Here is a 21285-nt window from a genome sequence, read left to right as displayed (position 1 = left end):
ACATGGACTTCCTGTTGTCCGACATCCATGACGACCTCGCGTCGAGCATCGACGGCCTGCTGACCAAGGCCGACAGTCCCGCGGTCGCGCGGGCCTGGGCCGCCGGGGATCGCGAACCGGCGAGGGCGGCATTCGGCCACCTCGCCGACGCCGGGGTGTTCGGCCTGATGATCGACGAGGGCAGCGGGGGTGCTGGTGCCGGCGCCGTCGAAATGGTCGTCGCTGCAGAGCAATTGGGACGTCACGCCGTCCCCGGCCCCCTGGCCGAAACCCTCGCCGTCGTCCCGACGTTGCTCGCCGGGATCGACGACGTCGAGATGCTCTCCGGGATCGCCGAAGGCCGCCTGGTGACCGTGGCGGCCGCACCGTGGGCGCCGATGGCCGCCGACGCGGACGCCGCACACACGATCTATCTGCTGGCCGACGCGACGTTCTCGACCGCCAAGACCGTCAGCACCCATCGGTCCGTGGACCCGGCGCGCACGGTCTCCGAAGTCCGCGCCCGCGACACCATCCAGAGCGGGGTGGCAGGCGCACGGGCAGTCGATCTCGGCGCGCTCGCCACCGCCGCCCAGCTACTCGGTCTGGGGCAGCGCATGCTGGCCATCGCATCGGAGTATGCGTTGGCCCGCAAGCAATTCGGCCGCACCATCGGTTCCTTCCAGGCGGTCAAACATCACCTGGCCGACGTGGCGATCGCCGTGGAGATGGCCCGGCCGCTGGTCTACGGCGCCGCCGTGGGCATCGACGGTGGCGCACCCGAGCACACCGACGTCTCCCGCGACGTCTCGGCCGCCAAGGTGGCCGCCTCCGACGCCGCATACCTCGCCTCGCGCAACGCATTACAGGTGCTCGGTGCGATCGGCTACACCGTCGAACACGATCTCTCGATCTGCCTGACCAAGACCCGCGCCCTCGTCGGCGCGTGGGGTACGCCGGCACAACACCGGTCCCGCATCCTGGAGACGCTATGAGCACCACCGTCGACCAACCCGCTGTCAACAATCCTGCTGGAGCGGAGCCGATCTCCGCCGAGGATCGTGAGGCGCTACGCGAGTCGGTCGCCTCCCTGCTCGCGCAGCGCTCCGATTCCGCGGCGGTGCGACGGGCGATGACGCGGACACCGCGAATCGACCAGACACTCTGGCAGACACTGAGTTCCGAGATCGGTGTGGCCGCCCTACCGATCGCGGAGAACGTCGGTGGCGCCGGTGCCACCTTCGTCGAGACCGGTATCGTCCTCGAGGAACTCGGTGCGACACTGGCGATGGTCCCGGTGTTCACCGCGGCGCTGGCCACCGCCGTCCTACACGCCACCGGCGATGATGATGCGGCACAACGACTGCTGCCCGGGATCGCCTCCGGCGAGCAGATCGTCGCCACCTGCTGGGCCGGGCCGTCCGGCTGGTCGGGATCGCCGGGCGTGCGCGCCGAGGCCGGATTGCTTTCGGGCACCGCCCACTACGTCATCGACGGTGAGTGCGCCGATCACTTCCTGGTATTGGCCTCCACCGACTCGGGTATCACCGTCCACGACGTCGACGCGCACGCCGAGGGCGTCACCGTCGCCGCCTTGCCGACCGTCGACCCCACCCGGCCGCTGGCGTCGGTCACATTCGACGAGGTGCCGGCGACCACGATTTCGGCCGGCTCGGGCACCGTCGACCGGGTACGTGCGGCCGCGCGGGCATTGCTGTCCGCCGAGCAGGTCGGCGGCGCCGCGCGGGCGCTTGCGATGACCGTCGACTACAGCCGGGAACGATCCCAGTTCGGTCGGGTCATCGGGTCCTTCCAGGCCCTCAAGCATCGGATGGCCGACATGTACATGCTGGTGGAGACGGCTCTGTCGATGTCGCGGGCGGCGATCGACGCGGTGGCCGCCGACGCTCCGGACGCCCCCGATCTGGCCGCCGCCGCACATGTCTACTGTTCGGAGGCGTTCTCGTCGGTGACCGGTGAGGCGATCCAACTGCACGGCGGCATCGGCATCACCTGGGAGCACGACATCGGCCTGTACTTCAAACGCGCCCACGGTAGTTCGCAATTGTTCGGGCGGCCCCACGAGGTGGTGGGCGAGTTGGTGGCCGAGCTGCGTCGCTGAGCGGGATGATCGGACGACGTCACCCAGACGATCACGCAAGCCCGAGCCCGAGAACACTACCGCCGCGCGTGCGCCACCCGCGTCGTCACCGCGTTCGCGGGTCCGGCGAGGAACAACAGCAGCAATGACCACAGGCCCACGTTCGGAACGAGTGCGGTGACCGCGAATGCCACCGTCAGCATCACGATCGTCCCGAGGTCCGGTGGCGCCGAACGCCACGCATCTCCCTCCGGTGAGGTCTCCATCAACCGCGGGTGCCGTCGACCCCACAGCGACATCGCGATGAGGGTGGCGATCGACACCCACAGCACCACGATGTACATGAGATTCGCACCCTTCAGCTCATGTCCGCTGATCAGCGCCGTCGCGAAGGGCAACACCACGATGGTGAACATCCACACGAAGTGCAGGTCGAAGATCACCCGGTCATAGGCCCGGAAGTACTCCATCATCCGGTGGTGGTTGCGCCACAGTACCCAGATCACCGCGAAACTGATGAGGAATCCGACCACCTCGTCGGAGTGGTCGCGGTACACCTGCCCGACCGTCTCCCCCGCGGTGAGATCGCCGACGACGTCGACCAGTGGGAGGATCAGCAGCGTCAACGCGATCGCGACGACGGCGTCGGTGAACGCGATCAGGCGACGGAAACCCTCCTCGGTCCGTCGCTCCGGAGATTCGGCCATGTGCTCACCGTAGGCGCCCGACGCCTGTTCCTCACGCCGTGTCCGACCCGGCGCGGCGGGACAGGAACTCACGTGTGTGTGCGTCAGCGGGATGAAAGGTCTCGACGGTGAGCTCGGAGATGGTGACATCACGTGCGGAGGTCAGCGCCGCGGCGGTCGAGAAGAAGCGCAGTTCCCCATCGCGGTGCGTCAGGCGCAGCGGCAGGACCACCGCGTCGTCGGCAACCCCGGGTTGCGCATCGGCGTCACCGGTGCCGCCGTAGGTCGACAGTTCGCCGACGAGGCCGTCGAGGGCCGGGTCACCGGTCCGGTCGGCACGACGCCGGACCTGCCCGATCAGATGCGCGCGCACCTCGGCGAGATTGACGATCCGGGGTGCCATCCCTTGCGGATGCAGCGCCAGGCGAATCACATTGACCGGGGCCGCGAGCAGATCGGCGGCGCACCCGTCGAGCAGCACACCGATGGCACCATTGGCCTCCACCATGTTCCAGTGTCTGTCGAGGATCACGGCGGGCGCGGGTTCGACGGCTCGCACCATCTGCGAGAGCTGCCCGCGGACCGCGGCCAGTGCGTCATCGTCGAGGTCGTGATGTGAATATAGCGGCGCGTGTCCGGCGGCCACGAGTATCCGATTGCGTTCGCGCAGTGGGATATCGAGATGATCACTCAGGTGCACCACCATCGCGGTGCTCGGCGTCGAACGCCCGGTCTCGAGGAAACTCAGGTGCCGCGCGCTGACACCTGTCAGCGTCGACAGCGCCAGTTGTGACAGCCCGCTGCGATGTCGCCAGTCGCGCAGTATCTCTCCGGGCCGACCAGAGGTGTTCATGACCTCCAAGGTAATTGACCGCACGCGGCTCCGAGGGGTGCAATGGGCATGGCGAGAGGAGGCCCGATGGACACACCGTCACCGCCGTGGGAACCCGACGTCGCGGTCCCGCGCTGGCTCCGGATCACGATGCGTTCCGACCGGGCGTGGTCGTCGTGGTACATCGTGGCGAGTCTGTTCTTCGCGCCGATCCTGCTCTGGCTGGACACGTGGCCGGTGTTGCGCACCGTCGCGGTGATGGTGATCGCGCTGGCCGGTCTGTGGCTGGGCCTTCTCGGCATCGCGATGGCCACCGGCCTGGCCATCGTGCTGCACTCGGGTGCAGAGTTGCCGGAACACTACTGGCGCACCGTGTTCCACGATCTTCCGCCGACGGGTCAGTCGGCGAATGCCGCCGCCACCGACTCCTCGTCGAGTCCGTAATCGGCGAGCCGATAGGTGTGCCGGGGTGCCCGCGCACCCGAGCGGCTCTCCTCGTCGAGGGCGACCATCGCCGCACGCGCCGGCTCGGAGAAGTCGGCGCCCACCGCGTCATACACCTGTTCCACGACACCGAACGGATCTGATCGCAGGTCGGCGAAGTCGATGTCGAGGAACTGGCCTGGGTCGTATCGCTCGCGCGCGGAGGAGAATTCGCGCAGTCCCCGCGACCACAGTTCCAACTGTGACTGACCGATCCGGTCGCCGACGAAGGTCGTCGACCATCCCGGGGTGGCGTGTTCGGCGAGGCTGCACATGGACGCGATGATGGTCTCGGGTGCGCGGTGGGTCTGGATCACCAACGCGTCGGGGTAGGTGGCCATCAGCGCATCGAGGGCGAAGAGATGGCTCGGATTCTTGAGTACCCACCGCTTGTCGCGATCGTTGCTGCCGATCAGCTGCAGGTTGCGCTTGTGTCGCGCGTACGCGGGTGTCCAGTCCTGACCGGCCAGCCAGCGTGAGTAGCTCGGCAGGTAGGCCAGCGACTCATAGGAGATCGACATGATGCTCTGCCGCAACAGTTGCCAGCATTCCTCGACCTCGCCGGCGTCCATGTAGTGCAGTCCGAGGAACTCGGGGTTCTCGACGTGGTGTTGTGCGAAACCGGCGTTGATCTTTTCGTACACCGGGTTGTCGGCCCAGGTGTCGCGTGGCGGTCGGGGCTGGGGGAACTCGCACAGCCACATCTCGAGGCCCTGATGCGCGGGGTCGGCGGTGAGCAGACGATGCAGCGCGGTCGTTCCGGTGCGCGGCAGGCCGGTGACGAAGATCGGGCGGGTGATCTCGACGCCGGCATGGCCCGGATTCGCCTTCCACGACGCCTCGCTGAGCAGGCGCGCCACCAGCGCACCTTTGAGGAAGAACCGGAACATCTTGCTGCCCAGTTCGGTCAGCCCGGCCTCCTCGGCATAGGAGTCGAGCAGGATCTGTAGTGGTTCGCTGTAGGCGCCGTCACCGAAGTCGTCGAGACCCGTTGCCCGGATGGCCGATTCGTGGAGATCGTCGACGGTGCCGACCGAGGTCAGGGTCGATCTAGTCATGGTATTCCCCGCAGTTGACGTCGAGGGTGTGGCCGGTGATGGCGGCAGCCATCGGCGAGGCGAGAAAGACGACGGCGTCGGCGATCTCGTCGGGTTCGGGGAGCCGCTTGAGGTCGGATTTCGCGGCGGTCTGCTCGTACACCTGTTCCGGGGTGATGCCGTACTTGGTGGCGATCTCGCCGAAGTACCACTTGAGCTGATCGTCCCAGATGTAGCCGGGCGCGACGGAGTTGACGCGAATCCCCTTCTCACCGAGTTCGGTGGCGAGGGTCTGCGACATCGCGAGCATCGCCGACTTCGCGAGTTTGTAACTGCCGTAACGCGGTTCGGAGTGCCGGATCACCATCGAGTTGATGTTCACGACGGCGCCCGACCGCTTGGCGAGGGAGCCGGTGAACGCCTTGATCACCCGGAGGGTACCCAGCACCGTCAGGTCGAGACTCGCGGTGATCTGGTCGAAGTCGGTGCGCGACAAGGGTTTCATCGACGGCAGGGCGAACGCGTTGTTGACCAGCACGTCGACGCCACCGAACTCGTCGGTGACCGCGCCGGCGAGCGAGGTCACGGCGTCCTCGTCGGTGATGTCGGTGGGGACCACGAGGCTCGGGCCGTCGATCTCGGCGGCGACCTCCTTGAGCCGGGATTCGGTGCGGGCCGCGAGCACCACCGTCGCTCCGGCCGCGGCCGCGCGCAGGCAGATCGATCGGCCCAGTCCGGGACCCACGCCGGACACCACGACGACCTTGCCGGCGAGCAGTCCGGTGGCCGGCGTGGTGACGGTCATGCGAGCATCCTTTCGGCGAACTGCCGTTGCCGCTGTGCGATTCGCTCCGACCATCCGTGGTCGTCGATGCGGTTCTGTTCGAGGTGGGGCAGGTGATAGTCGAGGTCGCCGATGTCGATGACCTGTGCGCTCGGGCCGAGTTCGGGCGTGATCGGCGTGTCGGTGCGTTGCCACCGGAACTGCAGGATGCCGCGGCGTCGTCCGGTGGTCTCGATCCAGTTGGTGACGCCGGGGTTGCGGTGGGACACCACCATCCGGATCATCCCGTCCGGATCGACCTGTCCCTGAGCGGAATTGAGGCTGGTCTGGTGGTGGACGTAATCCAGCGAGATGTACCAGAGACTCCCGAGCTGGAATCCCTGATACGGCGCAACGGATTTCGGGACGGTGATCACCATCGCCTCGTCGTCGGCGAGCCGATAGTGACCGACCGAGGAGAACTGGGTGGCCAGACCGCCCGGGGTGAGCCGCGGTGGGGTGAAGGTGTTCACCGGTTCGTCGAGGTAGAACCACTTCGGGAAGTTGAACCAGGTGTTGACGCGTGCGGTCAGCATCTTCGCGGCCGTGCGATATCGGCGGACCACGCGGTCGAGGTCGGGTTCGGCGGGTGCCGTCCCGGCGGTGTCGACGCGTTCGATCGCGATCTCCCCCTTGCGGGCCGACCAATCCGAGTACACCTCGCGCACCGACAGTGTCGTCGCACCCTCGGGCAGCACGAACCGGCCCGGCCCCGGTTCGGAGCCGGCCGGCGCGAAGGTGATGTCGAAGTGGCCGTCGTCGTCGATACTCAGGCGCCGATCGTCGAAGGCGTCGTCGCCGCCGGGGACAGCGTCAGGGGTGTAATCCCCGCGCAGCACTTGGAAACTCAGGTCGGCGGTGGTGCCGCGCCGACCCCACACGCGGTAGGTTCCGGTGTCCTCGATGTCGGCGTGCCGGTAGAGGGTGTCCGGGTTGTCCAGGCCCATCTTGGTGTAGGGCCCGGTCGAGGTGACGAACACCGGGTGGGTCAGGTTGCGGGTCCGCACCAGGTGCAGGATCGCCGAGATGCTGCCGGCGAGATAGTCGTAGCCTTCGGCGAGATCATGCTCGTCGACGATGAATTCCGCCGAGGCGATCAACTTCTCGGCCTCGGCGATGGCATCGGTGAAAGGTCGGGTGACGTCGGCGGGGATCGCGACGGCCGGTGACTGCGCGGGGGCGCTCATAGCCAGGTGTCTCCTCCGGTCCAGGTGAGGAAGTTCTCCAACTCGGCCTGGGCCGGTGTCACCCGCGGATGCTCGGTGGACAGGTAACCACCGCGGTAGAACAGCAACGGCTTGTCCTGCAACACATCTCCCAACGTCTGGGCGCGGCCGATGACGATGTGATGATCGCCGCCGTCGGCGACGGTCTCGATGGTGCACTCCACCCAGGTGAGGCAGTGCCGGATCACCGGAAGCCCGGACGGCGACGGATCCCAGGTGACGCCGGCGAATTTGTCGTCGCGGGGCGCACCGAAGTTCGCGCTGACGTCCTGCTGCCGGTTGGAGAGCACGTTGACGCAGAACGCGCCCCGCTCCTCGATCACGCTCCAGGTACGAGAGGTCTTCTGCGGACAGAACAGCACCAGCGGCGGGTCGAGCGACAGCGCCGCGAACGACTGGCAGGCGAAACCGGTGGGCTGATCGTCGGCGGTCAACGTCGTGATGACGGTGACGCCGGTGCAGAACTGGCCCATCGCCGTGCGGAACTGGCGGGAGTCGAAGTCGGCGGAACCGTACGGTGTCGCGCTCATCGCCGAACGCTCAGTCCCGGAATCCGACCGTGAAATCGTGGCCCCAGAGGCTGACCGCGGTCGACTCCCGGGCGATCCAGTCACCGTCGTCGACCTGTCGTCCCTCACAACCGAATTCGACATCGAATCCTCCCGGGGTCTTCATGTAGAACGACAGCATGAGGTCGTTGACGTGCCGGCCGAGGGTGGCCGACATCTTGACCTTGCGGCGCAGTGCACGGTCGAGACAGAGACCGACGTCGTCGGAATTCTCCACCTCCACCATGAGGTGCACGATGCCGGTCGAGTTGGGGATGGGCAGGAAGGCCAGCGAGTGGTGGCGCGGGTTGCAGCCGAGGAAGCGCAGCCAGGGCACCTCGTCGCCCTCCTCGCGGCCGACCACCTGCGGGGGCAGGCGCATCGAATCGCGCAGGGAGAAGCCGAGCACGTCGCGATAGAACTCGAGTGCCGCCTTGTCGTCGTCGCAGGTGAGGACGACGTGACCGAGTCCCTGATCGCCGGTGACGAATCGATGTCCGTACGGGCTGACGATGCGTCGATGCTGCAGCGCCACACCGTGAAAGGCCTCGATGGTGTTGCCGGCCGGATCGGTGAAGACGATCATCTCCACGACCTGCCGGTCGAGGAGTTCCTCGTCCTTGGCCTCACGGAAGACCACTCCGGCATCCGACAGCCGATCCCGGACATCCTGCAGGGCAGCGGCATTGGCGCATTCCCAGCCCGACGACGAGAGTCGGTCGTGCTCACCGGGCACGATCACCAGACGTGCCGGGAAGTCATCCATCCGGAGATAGAGTGCACCCTCGGTGGGACCGGCGCCCTCGACCATGCCGAGCACCTTGAGCCCGTAGTCGCGCCAGGCGCCCATGTCGGTCGCCTCGATGCGCATGTAGCCCAGCGATCGGATGGGACTCTCGGTCATCTTCTGTGTCTCCTCGGAAATGTCAGGTGATCGATGCGGCGCGGATGCCCCTCACACCATGGTGTCGCCGACCGGAATCCCGAACTCGCCATTGCCGAATGCGACGTACGCGCGTTCCGGATCGTTGGCGGCGTGCACCCGCCCGGCGTGCGCGTCCCGCCAGAACCGCTGAATCGGCGAATCGATGTTGAGCGCACCCGCGCCGGAGTTCTCGAAGAGGCTGTCGACGGCGGCGATGGCCCGTCCGGTGGCCCGCACCTGGTCACGGCGGGCGGCCAGGCGCAACTCCATCGGGATCTCCTCACCGGCGAGGATGAGGTCGTATTCGGCCTGCAGGTTGCCGGACAGCTGGCGCCACGCGGCGTCGATGTCACTGGCCGCACCGGCGATACGCACCTTGGCGAACGGATCGTCCTTGGACTTCTCACCGGCGTAGGCGGCGCGCACCCGCTTGCCCTGATGCTCCACGTGAGAGTGATACGCGCCGTACGCCATTCCGACGATGGGCGTGGAGATCGTGCTCGGATGGATGGTTCCCCAGGGCATCTTGTAGACCGGCGCGGTGTTGCGTTCGAGTCCGGGACTGCGGTACTCGGCCATGGTGCGCATGCTCAGGACCCGGTGGGTCGGCACGAAGGCGTCCTTGACCTCCAGGGTGTTGGAGCCGGTCCCCTTGAGCCCGACCACATTCCACACGTCCTTGATGGTGTAGTCCGAGCGCGGCAGCAGGAAGCTGACGAAGTCGACGGGTTTGCCGCGCTTGATCACCGGGCCACCGACGAAGGTCCAGTCGGCGATCTCACAGCCCGAGGAGAAGGCCCAGTTGCCGTTCACCTTGTAGCCGCCGTCGACCACCTCGCCCATCCCCATCGGGGCATACGACGACGAGATCCGCACCGAGGTGTCCGAACCCCAGACGTCCTCCTGGGCCTGCTGGTCGAAGAGCGCCAGATGCCAGTTGTGGATGCCGATGATGCCGGAGACCCAGCCGGTGGAACCGCACGCGGTGGACAACCGCCGCACCGCCTCGTAAAAGGTGACCGGATCGACCTGATAGCCGCCCCACTGCTCGGGTTGCATGAGTTTGAAAAAGCCCGCACCTTCGAGGCTGGAGACGGTCTCGTCGGGAATCCGTCGCAGATCCTCGGTCTGTTGCGCACGCTGCTCGATCTCCGGCAGCAGTGCGTTGATCTTCTCCAGGACCTGCTCGGCCGCCTCGCTGCGCTGGTCAGACCCGCTCGATTGTGCTGGCATCTCGCCCATTCCTGTCCTCGTCGTCCCTGTTCTCGCCGTCGCCGCCGTCGCCGAAACCCCGGCCGTTGGACGGCTCCTGCTCTCAACTTCTTCCGAGACTAGAACACGTTCTCATTTATGTCGAGTACTGGGCCTTTGGCCTCATGTCCTGCCCATATCGAGTCCGCTAGCCTCGAACCCGTCACCATTTTTGTAACATGTTCTAGTATTGGCCGTGGGGCGATTCGCCAGAGCTTTTCGCCGATCGATACGCCACCGCCACGACGATGGGAGAGCGCCGCATGACCGCGACAGCCGACACCGGCAGCAGTGTCACCAGGAGCACGGTCACCGGGAGCACGGACACCGGAATCCGGGAGATCGACACCGGGACCCCACCGACGCGTTTCGCACGGGGCTGGCACTGCCTCGGGCTGGTCGACGAATTCCGCGACGGCAAGCCCCACCCGGTGCAGGTCTTCGGCACCAAGCTCGTCGTCTGGGCCGACACCACCGGCGACATCCAGGTGCTCGACGCCTACTGCCGGCACATGGGCGGCGACCTGAGCCAGGGCACCGTCAAGGGTGACAACGTCGCCTGCCCCTTCCACGGCTGGTTGTGGAAGGGCAACGGACGATGCGGCGGCGTGCCGTACGCCAAGCGCAACCCGAAGCTCGCCAAGACGCGTGCGTGGCCGACGATGATCCGCAACGGTCAGGTGTTCGTCTACAACGATCCGGAGGGCAACCCACCGCCGGAGGACTGCATCATCCCGGAGCTCTCGGAGGTCGACTCCGACGAGTGGACCACCTGGACGTGGAATCGGCTCGTCATCGACGGCTCCAACTGCCGCGAGATCATCGACAACGTCGTCGACATGGCGCACTTCTTCTACGTGCATTACGCACTGCCGGACTACTTCAAGAACGTCTTCGAGGGCGAGACCGCCGCGCAGTACATGAACAGCCACGGCCGTCCCGACGTCGACTTCGGCAGCGGCTACGCCGAGAGCCGTCTCGAGTCGGTGGCCGCGTACTACGGCCCCTCCTACATGCTCAACCCGATGGTGCAGTACTACGGCGACTTCAAGATCGAGACGATCCTGACCAACTGCCACTACCCGATCGACGCCAACTCGTTCGTCCTGATGTACGGGGTGATGGCCAAGATCCCGGAGGGACTCAACAAGGAGCAGGCCGCCAAGATGGCCGCGAAGATCTCCGCGGGTATCGAGGTCGGATTCCTCCAGGACGTCGAGATCTGGAAGAACAAGACCCGCATCGACAATCCCCTCCTCGTCGAGGAGGACGGACCGGTGTACCAACTGCGGCGCTGGTACGAGCAGTTCTACGTCGACACGACCGACGTCGTCGACGAGATGACGCAGCGTTTCGAGTACGAGATCGACACCACCAAGGCCGTCGAGAGCTGGAACGTCGAGGTGGCCGAGAATCTGCGACGTCGGCAGGAAGAGGACGAGCAAGGCAGCCGAACAGGCTGCGGACGCCGCCGAGAGCCCGGTGTGATCCGGTGACGCGCGCGGTCGAGGAGAACACCTCGGGTTGGGCCAAGGCACCCGATTTCAGTGCCGACCCGGCCGACCTCGCACGCGTTCACGACGCGACCGCGCGCGACCGCGCCCACTATCTGCGCGGGGGCATGACCGAGATCGAATGTCGGTCATGCCACGCGTGCGTGATGGTGAAGAAGACCAGTCCGCATCACACCAGTGTGCAGTGGAACTCCGCGGCCGCCGCACGCTGCAACGAGTTGGCGACGATTCGGGAGTCCGGCGGCAATCCGGCGATGATCCGGACCTGTCCCCGCCTGTCGGCGAGTATCGATCACGGGGTGGCCGAGGGGATCATCCCGTCAGAGTCGCCGGAGTCCGATCCCGACGGGTACTGGTGAGAGCCTCTCCTTGATTTGTGGCGACTACTCTCGCACACCGCTTGTCCCACAGAGTAACTCGACGGCGTGAATCAATCTGCGCAACGATCTGCTCCGTGGCCCCGCCTGCTGCAGGTCGATGAGCGACGAGAATCGAGCTTGGTGAAGCGTCTCTCGATAACTCTCCGTCATCATGTCGCGCAGTCTGCCCTTCGCGTCGCGTGGCGACTCGGGGTCACCGAGGTATTCAGCGTCATCCCGCACGCTACTGTGCGACCTGAGCGAATCCATCGACGCCAGGAACCATGACTCATATTCCTGAATCGCGACCACGACCTCGACTCGTGCGTTCACCCCAGTGGAACTCGCGGCGCGCAAGCGATCTGCGATATCAACGCAGGTCATGTTCTTGTCGTCGCCATCGCGGAGCACGAGAACCCCGCCAACGGGACCTACCCGGGTGCTTTGAAAGGAGATCGCCCGAGCGAGTTCATCTGGCTTCATCATCTTTCCGGCGTCCAGCCGAAACGGCTTCGCGATCCTGGGGTAGACGCCTCGCTCTTGGGCGATCTTCCGGATGAGGATCGGCAGCGCGTCCTCTTCACCCTTGCCCTCGACTATCGGCGCTATCACCACAGCGGGTTCAGGCACCGAGCGCTCCTTCGTCCGGGAGCAGTTGATCTATCCGCAAGAGTTCGCCCGGGGTATAAAGCGATTCCCGAATCGCCTTCGCACCTGCAGGATCGAGACCGCTGACGATGGTTTCGCCGCCAACCGAACGAACCGCGAGTAATTCGCTCTCCTGAAACCCTCCTCGGTCCAGGAGATCTGCACTGTGGCTGGTTGCGAGCACTTGTCGGCGTTCACTTGCATCCCGCAGGGCGTCCATGAGAATGCTCGCAGCGGCGGGGTGGAGGGCACTCTCCGGTTCCTCGACACCGATCGGACTCAGCGTGTGTCCCGAACTCGCAAACAGAGCGGTCAACACCGCCAGAGCGCGCAAGGTTCCATCGGACACCGACTGGGCAGGAAATCTCCATGGGTGTTTCGCCCCTGGCACGTCCTGCGAGAATGTCACGGTTTCCCATTGCCCCAGCGGTTCTCGATCCACACTCCGCATCCCCGGCACGATCAGCCGGACATACTCCTCGATTCGATTCTTCACGGCCTTGTCGGCAGTGCTCCGATCGAGACGGTGTAGGACGCTGGCAAGGTTCGCACCGTCGCGGTGAAGAAACTCGCCGGCGTCAGGTGCCTGCGGCAGACGGATCGCGTCCGGGTTGGGGTTGTAGACGTTGATCCCACGGAATCCATCAAACACCGGTAGGAATTGGGGAAGTCCCGCGGCGGACACCAGATACAGTCGTTGACTACTCGAGGGAGGCATCACCGGCAGACTCTGCTCGACGAGCTTGCCATCGAGAACCTTGAAGAATTCTCGCGCACCCCCGTCGACAGCGATGTGGCACGCCTCGGAGGAGATGCGAAACCCACCTCCCTTCTCGGCCGCCACTCTGAATCCGTACTTTCCGGAATATTGGGCAGAATCGCGAGGGTCGCTCAGGTCGCCGGAATCACCTTCGAAACTGAGCTCGATGGAGAAATGCGTCGGATGCCCTGTCGAACGACGGCGAACCTCGGCCACTCCTCCCCGATTTCTCAGCGCCTGATCCAAGGAGGTCTCGAGAGACTCGGACACCAGTCGTAGCGAGTCGAGGAAGTTGCTCTTTCCCGACCCATTGGGTCCCACCAGAATGAGTAGCTTGCCGAGCGTCACATCCGCGGTGGCAATGCTCCGGTACTGGCGCAACGCCACGCGAGTGATCGCGAACGTGTTGCTCATGACCGCACTCCTTCAGGTGTCACGGGTGAACGCCTATCCACGGCGCACCAAGACAGTGGTGTCCCCGGTCTCTCGGCAGGGACCACGTCCACGATAAGCCACACCGGGTCGGACACAACTCCGCGACGTACGTCGCGTCGCCGTCATCGAACGGCCCGCCTCTCACACCGACAGCAACACCTTGGTGGCGCGACGTTCGTCCATCGCCCGGTAGGCCTCCGCGGCGTCGGCCAACGGCACGGTGAGGTCGAACACCTTGCCCGGGTTGATGGTTCGGTCCCAGATCTTCTCGATCAGTTCGGGCAGGAACCGACGCACCGGTGCCGGGCCACCGAGCAGGTGCACTTCGGCGAAGAAGACCTCGAGTCCTGGCAGTTCGACGCCGTGCGACACCCCGACGTAGCCGACGTGACCGCCGGGCCGGGTGGATCGGATCGCCTGCATCATCGATTCCTGAGTGCCCACCGCCTCGATGACCGAATGCGCGCCCAGACCGTCGGTGAGTTCCTTGATGCGGGCGACGCCGTCGTCGCCGCGTTCCTCGACGATGTCGGTCGCCCCGAACTCGCGGGCCAGCGCCTGCCGATCGGCGTGCCGACTCATGGCGATGATGCGCTGCGCACCAAGCTGTTTGGCGGCCATCACCGCGCACAGCCCGACCGCGCCGTCGCCGACGACGGCCACCGTCTTACCCGGTCCGGCGTCGGCGGCGACGGCACCGAACCACCCCGTCCCCAACACATCCGAGGCGGCCAACAACGACGGGATGAGGTCGGGATCGGGCTGCCCCGGGGTGGCGACGAGCGTGCCGTCGGCCAGTGGCACGCGGGCGTACTCGGCCTGGGTGCCGATGGCGCCCATGGGTTTGGCGTGCACACACCGGGATTGGTAGCCGTCGACGCAGATCTCGCAGGTGTTGTCGGAGGCGAAGAACGATCCGACGACGAAGTCGCCGACGTTGATCGTGGTGACCGCGTCGCCGATCTCGGTGACGGTGCCGACGTACTCGTGGCCCATCGGGGCGCGCTTGGTGACGTCCTCGATCCCCCGATACGGCCACAGATCCGAACCGCACACACAGGAAGCGGCGAGTTTGATGACGGCGTCGGTGGGTTCGACGATGGTCGGGTCGTCACGCTCCTCGACGCGGATGTCGCCGGGGGCATAGATCATGACTCCACGCATGCGGTGGGTCTCCTCTCGATGTGGACGTCTCGTCCTTCCACAGTGGCACGAGTTCGGCGTCGCGCACTACTGCGCAGGTGAGACGCCCTGACGCCACCGCAGCAGCGCCGCGATGACCGCACCGATCGCGGTGATCACCCCGACGACGAGGGTCGTGATCAGACCCCACCCCGGGCTCAGGATCGGGCCGGGTAGGTCGACCGCGTCGATGACGTTGGCGTCGAACAGCTTTCGGGCCGGATCGGCGACCACGACACCCGCCCAGACCGCCGTCGCCACCCCAGCGGCGACGATGATCCCGGCAGCGACCGCCACGGCGATTCGATTGGCACGGAACGGCTTCCACCAACAGAGGGTCGCGGCGAGGAAGATGACCACACCCAGGATGAGGGTGATCAGTCCCGGCCGGTGGGTCTGATCGGCGAAGAAGGCCTGGGCGTCGGCGGAATCGGCGGCAGTGGCGTCGACCCCACCGAGCCCGGTGATCCGCAACCCGATGCCCTCGTCGGAGAATCCCCAGGTGGCCTGGCTGCAGCCGACGATCACCACTCCGGCGATCACCAACGCGGGCCACAGAAACGGGCGGACTCTGTCGACGACGCTGTTCACCGCTCCAGCGTGCCACGAGCCGGTGCCGCCAGCAGCGACCCGTCGACGACGCCGGCCACGGTTCGCGCCGCCACCACCAGCCACGCCACCACCAGCGCCCCGAACGAGATCAGGGCCGCGACCGTGAACCCCACCCAGCCGTCGACCAGCGCCAGTGCCGCTGAACCGGTGACGAAGGTGCCCACCGGGAAGATGAACGACCACCAGGTCAGCGCGAACGGAAGGCCGCGTCGAGCGGTGTGGGCGGTGATGGCGGCGGACAGGACGATCCAGACCACGGCCAGAATCCACACCGGGATGGCGTAACCGAGGGCGAGGTCGTGCACCACCCGCGCGGTCGGGGCGTCGAGTACGCCGGCGGAGTTGTGTGAGAGCAGGCACGCCGCGGTGACGGACTGCCCGAGGGGACCGAGCACGATCCACCACGTCGGCACCAGCGCGGCGGGGCCGACGCCGTTCGTGAACAGGCGACGGCCGATCGCGGCGATGATCGGCGCACTCAGGGCGAGCGACAGCGTGAATGCGGCCACCCCGACGACGAGAAGGGTCTCGCGCGCACGTGTGCCGGTGACGGCCCCGGCGAGCACCGCGGCCGCCGACGCCGACACCATCGGCGGCACCACCGACATCAGCCATCCGCCGAAGGCGTCGCCGCGCCCGTCGCGTCGCAGATGACGCAGCGGGATGACGATCGCGGTGACGACTCCCCCGACGGTGCCGACGGTGAAACACACGAGATCGACGGCGAGCGCGGCGTCGTGGCCGATCAGCGACGTACCGGCGACGAGCGTCGAGGTCCCCACGGTCAGCGTCGCCATCGGCACCGCCCCATAGAAGTGGACGATCACCGGGTGGGTGTGATGGCCCCGCGCGGCCGCCGGGTGGGCCAGCCAGTGGACCGCGGTGGCCGCGACCACGGAGGTGAAGATCACGCAGGCCAGGAGCCAGAACACGATCGATACCGCCCCGAACACCGCCGCCCGATCGACCAGCGCATGGGCGGCCACCGAGATGATCCCGGTGCCCATGACCGCCGCGAACCAATTGGGCGGAACATGCGCGAAGCGGGCGGGTGCAACGATCGCGGTTCTGGTCACGGTGGTGGTCATGTCATTCACTGTCGCGGTCGCGATCGTCGCCCAGTAGAGAGCAATCTCCTGCAGGGGATACAACGACCGGTTGTACCCTGACGGGGTGTTGAGCTCCCGCATGCCCGATCTGGTGTCCCTGGAAACGCTGCTCGCGGTCGTCACCACCGGCAGCCTCAATGCCGCGGCGACCGAACTGGGGATCTCACAGCAGGCGACGTCGGCGCGGATGCGTGCCCTCGAGGCGACGCTGGGGGTCTCGTTGCTCGACCGTTCACCGACCGGCACCGTCCCCACCGAGGCGGGCACCCTGGTCGCCGAGTGGGCCGATCGACTGCTGACCCTGGCGGGCGAGTTCGACGCCGGCCTCGCCGCGCTGCGCCGGGAGCGTCGCGACCAGTTGCGGATCGCGGCAAGCCTGACGATCGCCGAACACCTCCTGCCCCGATGGCTGGTGACGTTCGCCGCGTCCGCCGACACCACACCCAAGGTCTCGTTCACCGCCACCAACTCCGAGCACGCGTGCGAACTGGTGCGCGGCGGCGACGTCGAACTCGGCTTCGTCGAAGGTCCGACCGTGGCCACCGGTGTACACAGCCGGGATGTGGCCGTCGACCGGCTGGTGCTGGTCGTCCCGCCGGATCATCGGTGGGCGCGACGGGAATCGGTGACCGCCGCCGAACTCGCCGCCACCCCACTGGTCACCCGTGAATCCGGTTCCGGCACAAGGAGGGTGCTGGAGACACGCCAGCGCACGGCGTTGGGTGACGACGTCGCGATCGCGGCACCGGTGCTCGAGTTGTCGACGACGGCGGCGGTGCGTTCGGCGGTGATCGCCGGCGCCGGGCCCGCGGTGCTCAGCGACCTGTCGGTGCGCGACGACATCACCGGCGACGGCGCGGGGCGGCGACTCGTCGTCGTCGACGTCGACGGTCTGGATCTGACCCGCATCCTGCGGGCGGTGTGGATCGGCGGCCGGGAACCGAGGGCCGGCGCGGCCCGCGACTTCCTCACGCACGTCACGAGATCGGTCGGTCCTCTCCACGGCCGATGAGTTTCGGGAAGACTGACGGTCTGTACTGCCGACACCATCGTCAGCACCGAAGGAGACACGTCATGGCCGAGTATTCCGCCCCGGTGGGCGCCCCGATCTGGTTCGACCTGATGAGCAGCGACCCCGACAAGGCCGCCGAGTTCTACGGGCAGATCTTCGGCTGGGAGGCCGAGGAGGCCCGCGAGGAGTTCGGCGGATACCGCAATTTCCGCCGGGGCGGCGCCCGGGTCGCCGGTTTGAGCCCGTATATGGAGGAGGCCGGCGGACCGGCCAACGTGTGGTCGTTCTACCTGCACACCGAGGATCCCGACGCGACCGCGAAGAATGTCGAGGCCGCCGGCGGTTCGATCATGTTCCCGCCGATGGCGGTCGGCGACGAGGGCACCATGATGGTGGCCGTCGACTCCGCCGGCGCCGTCGTCGGCTTCTGGAAGCCCAACCAGCACCCCGGTTTCACCGAGTGGGGTGTGCACGGAGCGCCGTACTGGTTCGAACTGGCGTCGAACGATTACCCCAAGTCGATCGCCTTCTACAGCGAGGTGGTCGGCGCGCGCGCCGACACCGTCATCGACAACACCGGCATGGAGAATCCGCCGAGTGGCCCACTTCGCTACTCGCAGTTGTTCTTCGGCGAGAGCGCCTACGGCGGGATCATGGACGCGAACGGGATGTTCGGAGACGCACCGTCGTTCTGGCAGATCTACATCTGCGTCGACGACGTCGCCGCGACGGTGGCGCTGACCGAGAAGCTCGGCGGGGAGGTGGTGATGCCGGGTGAGGACACCCCGTACGGCACCCTGGCCGTGATCAAGGATCCGCTGGGTGCGTTGATCTGCCTGGGGCATCCGCCGGCCGGGATGTAGGGCGTATTCGCGCGGGTCGTCTCGGCTCGCGCGGGTCCAGTTCATCGGCGCGGTCTTTGCAATGACCGCGCGAGTGAGCAGGAGCCGCGTGAACAGCGAGGACCCGCGCGAACCTACACCCCCGCGTTCGCGTCGGCCTTCTTCTTGAGTTCCAGCGCGATGTCGATGAGCTGATCCTCTTGCCCACCAACGAGTTTGCGGTTTCCGGCCTCGATGAGGATGTCGGCGGCGGAGACGCCGTAGCGTTCGGCGTGGTTCTCGGCGTGCTTGAGGAAGCTGGAGTAACAACCGGCGTAACCCATCATCATCGACGGGCGGTCGACGAGGCATTCCGACGGCATCACCGGGCGGACGACGTCCTGGGCGGCGTCGGCGATCTTCATGAAGTCGATGCCGGTGGTGATGCCGAGTTTGTCGCAGACGCCGACGAAGGCCTCGGTGGGGGTGTTGCCCGCACCGGCGCCGAAGCGGCGGATGGAACCGTCGATCTGCTGGGCACCCGCGCGGACCGCGTTGATCGAATTGGCCACGGCGATATCGAGATTCTCGTGTCCGTGGAAGCCGATCTGGGCGTCGTCGCCGAGTTCGGCACGCACCGCCGCGACGCGGTCGGTGACGTCTTCGAGGACCAGCGCTCCGGCCGAGTCGACGACGTAGACGCATTGGCATCCGGCATCGGCCATGATGCGGGCCTGCTTGGCGATGACCTCCGGCGGCTGACTGTGACTCATCATCAGGAAGCCGACGGTTTCCAGGCCGAGGTCGCGGGCCAGGCCGAAGTGCTGGATGGAGACGTCGGCCTCGGTGCAGTGGGTGGCGATGCGGCAGATCTGACCGCCGTTGTCCTGCGCGGCGCGGATGTCGTCCTTGGTGCCGAGCCCGGGCAGCATCAGGAAGGCGATCTTGGCGCGTTTGGCGGTGTCCGCTGCGGCCGCAATCAGTTGCTGCTCCGGGGTTTTGGAGAACCCGTAGTTGAACGACGAGCCACCGAGCCCGTCGCCGTGGGTCACCTCGATGACCGGCACACCCGCGTCGTCGAGGGCGCCGACGATCGCGCGGACCTCCTCCTCGGTGAACTGATGCCGCTTGTGATGGCTGCCGTCGCGCAACGACGAGTCGGTGATGCGGATGTCGAGGGTGTCGGAGTACTTGCGGGCGTTCGCCATCAGCTCCGGATGCGTGGTGGTCATGCCGAGACTCCCAACTTGGTCTTCGCGATCTCCTCGCCGACCTTGGTGGCGGCGGCGGTCATGATGTCGAGGTTGCCGGCGTACGGCGGCAGGAAGTCTCCGGCACCCTCGACCTCGACGAAGATCGAGACGCGGGCGTGACCACCGTTGATGATGCTGGGCGGGTCGAACTGCGGGTCCTGCAGCAGCCGGTAGCCCGGCACGTACTGCTGGATCTCCTTCTCCCGCTTGTGGATCGACTCGGCGACGGCATCCGTGTCGGCGTCGGCGGGGATGGCGCAGAAGATGGTGTCGCGCATGATCATCGGCGGATCGGCCGGGTTGAGGATGATGATGGCCTTGCCGCGGTCGGCGCCGCCGATGGTCTCGATACCCTTCGACGTGGTGCGGGTGAACTCGTCGATGTTGGCGCGCGTACCCGGTCCGGCCGACACCGACGCGACGGATGCAACGATCTCCGCATAGGGCACGGGCACAACCGAACTCACCGCGTGCACCATCGGTATGGTGGCCTGCCCACCGCAGGTGATCATGTTGGTGTTGGGGGCGTCGAGGTGTTCGCGCAGATTCGCCGGCGGCACCACCGCGGGACCGACGGCGGCCGGGGTGAGGTCGACGGCGGTGATGCCGGCCGCCTCGTACTTCGGCGCGTACTCACGGTGCACATACGCCGAGGTGGCCTCGAAGATCAGGTCGGGTTTGTCCGACGAGCCGAGGAGTTCGTCGGCGCCGCCGCTCATGGTGATGAGGCCGCGGTCGGCGGCACGTTTCATCCCTTCGGAGTCGGCGTCGATGCCGACCATCCATCGCGGTTCGATCACCTCGGATCGCTCCAGTTTGTACATCAGGTCGGTGCCGATGTTGCCCGACCCGACGATCGCTGCGGTCAGCTTCGCCACGGGGTGATCTCCTCTTGTCTCACGTGAAATCCAATGTCACCGAGCCGAGCCCGGCGAATTCGGCGACGACGTGGTCGCCCGGTCCGACGTCGAAGGCGCGCGTCGCGGTGCCCGGCAGGATCAGGTCGCCCTTGCGTAGTCGCACCCCGAAACTCTCCACCTTGCGGGCGAGCCAGCTCACCGCATTCAGCGGATGACCCAGTACCGCAGACGAATTGCCCTTCGCGACGATCTCGCCGTTGCGATGCAGCACGGCGTCGATGTCGCCGGTGTCGATCTCGCTGATCGACACACGCTGCTCCCCCAGAATCCACCCGCACGACGACGCGTTGTCGGCGATGGTGTCACACAAGGTGATCTTCCAGTCCTTGATCCGCGAGTCGATCAGTTCGATCGACGGCACCACCCATTCGACCGCATCGATGACGTCGTCGTTGGTGCAGCCGGCGCCCGGCAGGTCCTTGCCGAGGAGGAATCCGACCTCGACCTCCACACGCGGGAAGCACAGCGTCGACGCGTCGATCGGGGTGGATTCGAAGTACTGCATCTCATCGAGCAGGTGCCCGTAGTCGGGTTCGTCGACGTTCATCATCTTCTGCATCGCCTCCGACGCCAGCCCCACCTTGTGGCCGGCGACCGTCGCACCCGCGTCGAGGCGCTTGCGGATGTTGATCAGCTGGATCTCGTAGGCGTCGACGACGTCGAGGTCGGGGTGGGTGTCGGTGGGCCGGTCGATGGCGGTCGCGGTCTTTTCGGCGTTCCAGAGATCAGCCGCGATCTGCTCGCGGACGTGCTGGTCAACGGCCATGTG

23 protein-coding genes are annotated in these 21285 nt (G+C 66.5%); 7 read left to right on the top strand and 16 right to left on the bottom strand.

Translation table 11 applies throughout. From position 1 onward, the window contains the following. Window positions 1–2 precede the first annotated feature (2 nt). Window positions 3–974, top strand: a complete 972-nt coding sequence (locus tag ABLE92_RS10650) for an acyl-CoA dehydrogenase family protein (protein ID WP_348804727.1) — start codon at window positions 3–5, stop codon at window positions 972–974. After that, complete coding sequence (locus ABLE92_RS10645) at window positions 971–2101, top strand: acyl-CoA dehydrogenase family protein (RefSeq protein WP_348804726.1); 1131 nt, start codon at window positions 971–973, stop codon at window positions 2099–2101. The genes ABLE92_RS10650 and ABLE92_RS10645 overlap by 4 nt, the downstream gene beginning before the upstream one ends. A gap of 56 nt (window positions 2102–2157) precedes the next feature. Here the strand turns inward: ABLE92_RS10645 and ABLE92_RS10640 are convergent, their stop codons facing one another. Continuing rightward, window positions 2158–2787: a TMEM175 family protein gene (locus tag ABLE92_RS10640; RefSeq protein WP_348804725.1), complete on the bottom strand. Its 630-nt coding sequence runs from the start codon at window positions 2785–2787 to the stop codon at window positions 2158–2160. A gap of 31 nt (window positions 2788–2818) precedes the next feature. Then, on the bottom strand, window positions 2819–3619 hold the full coding sequence (locus ABLE92_RS10635; protein WP_348804724.1) for a helix-turn-helix domain-containing protein: 801 nt from the start codon (window positions 3617–3619) through the stop codon (window positions 2819–2821). Between the two features lie 66 nt (window positions 3620–3685). On the opposite strand from ABLE92_RS10635, the gene ABLE92_RS10630 reads away from it, so the two are divergent. Then, window positions 3686–4042 (top strand): hypothetical protein, encoded by a 357-nt coding sequence (locus ABLE92_RS10630; RefSeq protein WP_348804723.1) that lies wholly within the window; start codon window positions 3686–3688, stop codon window positions 4040–4042. Here ABLE92_RS10630 and ABLE92_RS10625 read toward each other — a convergent pair. From ABLE92_RS10625 to hsaA, 6 genes are read right to left on the bottom strand one after another with little or no spacing between them, the layout of a single operon-like run. Beyond that, entirely contained in the window at window positions 3997–5139 is a 1143-nt protein-coding gene (locus ABLE92_RS10625; RefSeq protein ID WP_348804722.1) for a sulfotransferase family protein, read from the bottom strand. The genes ABLE92_RS10630 and ABLE92_RS10625 overlap by 46 nt on opposite strands. Then, a complete protein-coding gene (locus ABLE92_RS10620) occupies window positions 5132–5923 on the bottom strand; it encodes an SDR family oxidoreductase (protein WP_348804721.1) in 792 nt (263 codons plus the stop codon). Before ABLE92_RS10620 ends, ABLE92_RS10625 begins: the two co-directional genes overlap by 8 nt. Further along, a complete protein-coding gene (locus ABLE92_RS10615; RefSeq protein ID WP_348804720.1) occupies window positions 5920–7128 on the bottom strand; it encodes a hypothetical protein in 1209 nt (402 codons plus the stop codon). The genes ABLE92_RS10620 and ABLE92_RS10615 overlap by 4 nt, the downstream gene beginning before the upstream one ends. Next, window positions 7125–7697 (bottom strand): 3-hydroxy-9,10-secoandrosta-1,3,5(10)-triene-9,17-dione monooxygenase reductase subunit, encoded by a 573-nt coding sequence (gene hsaB, locus ABLE92_RS10610; RefSeq protein WP_348804719.1) that lies wholly within the window; start codon window positions 7695–7697, stop codon window positions 7125–7127. The genes ABLE92_RS10615 and hsaB overlap by 4 nt, the downstream gene beginning before the upstream one ends. A 10-nt stretch (window positions 7698–7707) precedes the next feature. After that, window positions 7708–8619 (bottom strand): iron-dependent extradiol dioxygenase HsaC, encoded by a 912-nt coding sequence (hsaC, locus tag ABLE92_RS10605; RefSeq protein WP_348804718.1) that lies wholly within the window; start codon window positions 8617–8619, stop codon window positions 7708–7710. A 51-nt stretch (window positions 8620–8670) separates the two neighbouring features. Continuing rightward, complete coding sequence (gene hsaA / locus ABLE92_RS10600; protein ID WP_348804717.1) at window positions 8671–9882, bottom strand: 3-hydroxy-9,10-secoandrosta-1,3,5(10)-triene-9,17-dione monooxygenase oxygenase subunit; 1212 nt, start codon at window positions 9880–9882, stop codon at window positions 8671–8673. Between the two features lie 272 nt (window positions 9883–10154). On the opposite strand from hsaA, the gene ABLE92_RS10595 reads away from it, so the two are divergent. Further along, window positions 10155–11387, top strand: a complete 1233-nt coding sequence (locus ABLE92_RS10595) for a 3-ketosteroid-9-alpha-monooxygenase, oxygenase component (RefSeq protein ID WP_348804716.1) — start codon at window positions 10155–10157, stop codon at window positions 11385–11387. Continuing rightward, a complete protein-coding gene (locus ABLE92_RS10590) occupies window positions 11384–11764 on the top strand; it encodes a hypothetical protein (protein ID WP_348804715.1) in 381 nt (126 codons plus the stop codon). Before ABLE92_RS10595 ends, ABLE92_RS10590 begins: the two co-directional genes overlap by 4 nt. 24 nt (window positions 11765–11788) lie before the next feature. On the opposite strand, the gene ABLE92_RS10585 is transcribed toward ABLE92_RS10590, so the two are convergent. From ABLE92_RS10585 to ABLE92_RS10565, 5 genes are all read right to left on the bottom strand, one after another. After that, entirely contained in the window at window positions 11789–12394 is a 606-nt protein-coding gene (locus ABLE92_RS10585) for a DUF4276 family protein (protein ID WP_348804714.1), read from the bottom strand. Next, on the bottom strand, window positions 12387–13586 hold the full coding sequence (locus ABLE92_RS10580) for an AAA family ATPase (RefSeq protein WP_348804713.1): 1200 nt from the start codon (window positions 13584–13586) through the stop codon (window positions 12387–12389). Before ABLE92_RS10580 ends, ABLE92_RS10585 begins: the two co-directional genes overlap by 8 nt. A 162-nt stretch (window positions 13587–13748) precedes the next feature. Further along, the gene (locus ABLE92_RS10575) at window positions 13749–14771 is read right to left on the bottom strand and encodes a zinc-dependent alcohol dehydrogenase family protein (protein WP_348804712.1); all 1023 of its coding nucleotides are present in this window, start codon (window positions 14769–14771) and stop codon (window positions 13749–13751) included. A 66-nt stretch (window positions 14772–14837) separates the two neighbouring features. Beyond that, complete coding sequence (locus tag ABLE92_RS10570; protein WP_348804711.1) at window positions 14838–15380, bottom strand: hypothetical protein; 543 nt, start codon at window positions 15378–15380, stop codon at window positions 14838–14840. Then, window positions 15377–16489, bottom strand: a complete 1113-nt coding sequence (locus ABLE92_RS10565; RefSeq protein WP_348804710.1) for a TDT family transporter — start codon at window positions 16487–16489, stop codon at window positions 15377–15379. Before ABLE92_RS10565 ends, ABLE92_RS10570 begins: the two co-directional genes overlap by 4 nt. A 100-nt stretch (window positions 16490–16589) precedes the next feature. Between ABLE92_RS10565 and ABLE92_RS10560 the strand changes: the two genes are divergently transcribed. Both ABLE92_RS10560 and ABLE92_RS10555 read left to right on the top strand, forming a co-directional pair. Then, on the top strand, window positions 16590–17522 hold the full coding sequence (locus ABLE92_RS10560; RefSeq protein ID WP_348804884.1) for a LysR family transcriptional regulator: 933 nt from the start codon (window positions 16590–16592) through the stop codon (window positions 17520–17522). Window positions 17523–17584: 62 nt separating this feature from the next. Further along, complete coding sequence (locus ABLE92_RS10555; protein ID WP_348804709.1) at window positions 17585–18385, top strand: VOC family protein; 801 nt, start codon at window positions 17585–17587, stop codon at window positions 18383–18385. 113 nt (window positions 18386–18498) lie between these two features. Here ABLE92_RS10555 and dmpG read toward each other — a convergent pair whose 3' ends face one another. From dmpG to ABLE92_RS10540, 3 genes are read right to left on the bottom strand one after another with little or no spacing between them, the layout of a single operon-like run. Continuing rightward, a complete protein-coding gene (gene dmpG / locus ABLE92_RS10550) occupies window positions 18499–19575 on the bottom strand; it encodes a 4-hydroxy-2-oxovalerate aldolase (RefSeq protein ID WP_348804708.1) in 1077 nt (358 codons plus the stop codon). Further along, window positions 19572–20474 (bottom strand): acetaldehyde dehydrogenase (acetylating), encoded by a 903-nt coding sequence (locus ABLE92_RS10545; protein WP_348804707.1) that lies wholly within the window; start codon window positions 20472–20474, stop codon window positions 19572–19574. The genes dmpG and ABLE92_RS10545 overlap by 4 nt, the downstream gene beginning before the upstream one ends. A gap of 19 nt (window positions 20475–20493) precedes the next feature. Then, the gene (locus ABLE92_RS10540) at window positions 20494–21282 is read right to left on the bottom strand and encodes a 2-keto-4-pentenoate hydratase (protein WP_348804706.1); all 789 of its coding nucleotides are present in this window, start codon (window positions 21280–21282) and stop codon (window positions 20494–20496) included. Window positions 21283–21285 lie beyond the last annotated feature (3 nt).

The sequence above is a fragment of the Gordonia oleivorans genome (assembly GCF_040044975.1).
In the GTDB taxonomy this organism is placed as follows: Bacteria; Actinomycetota; Actinomycetes; order Mycobacteriales; family Mycobacteriaceae; genus Gordonia; species Gordonia oleivorans.
Note: the sequence above shows the minus strand (reverse complement) of the source record. Positions and strands in the feature narration are given on the sequence as shown.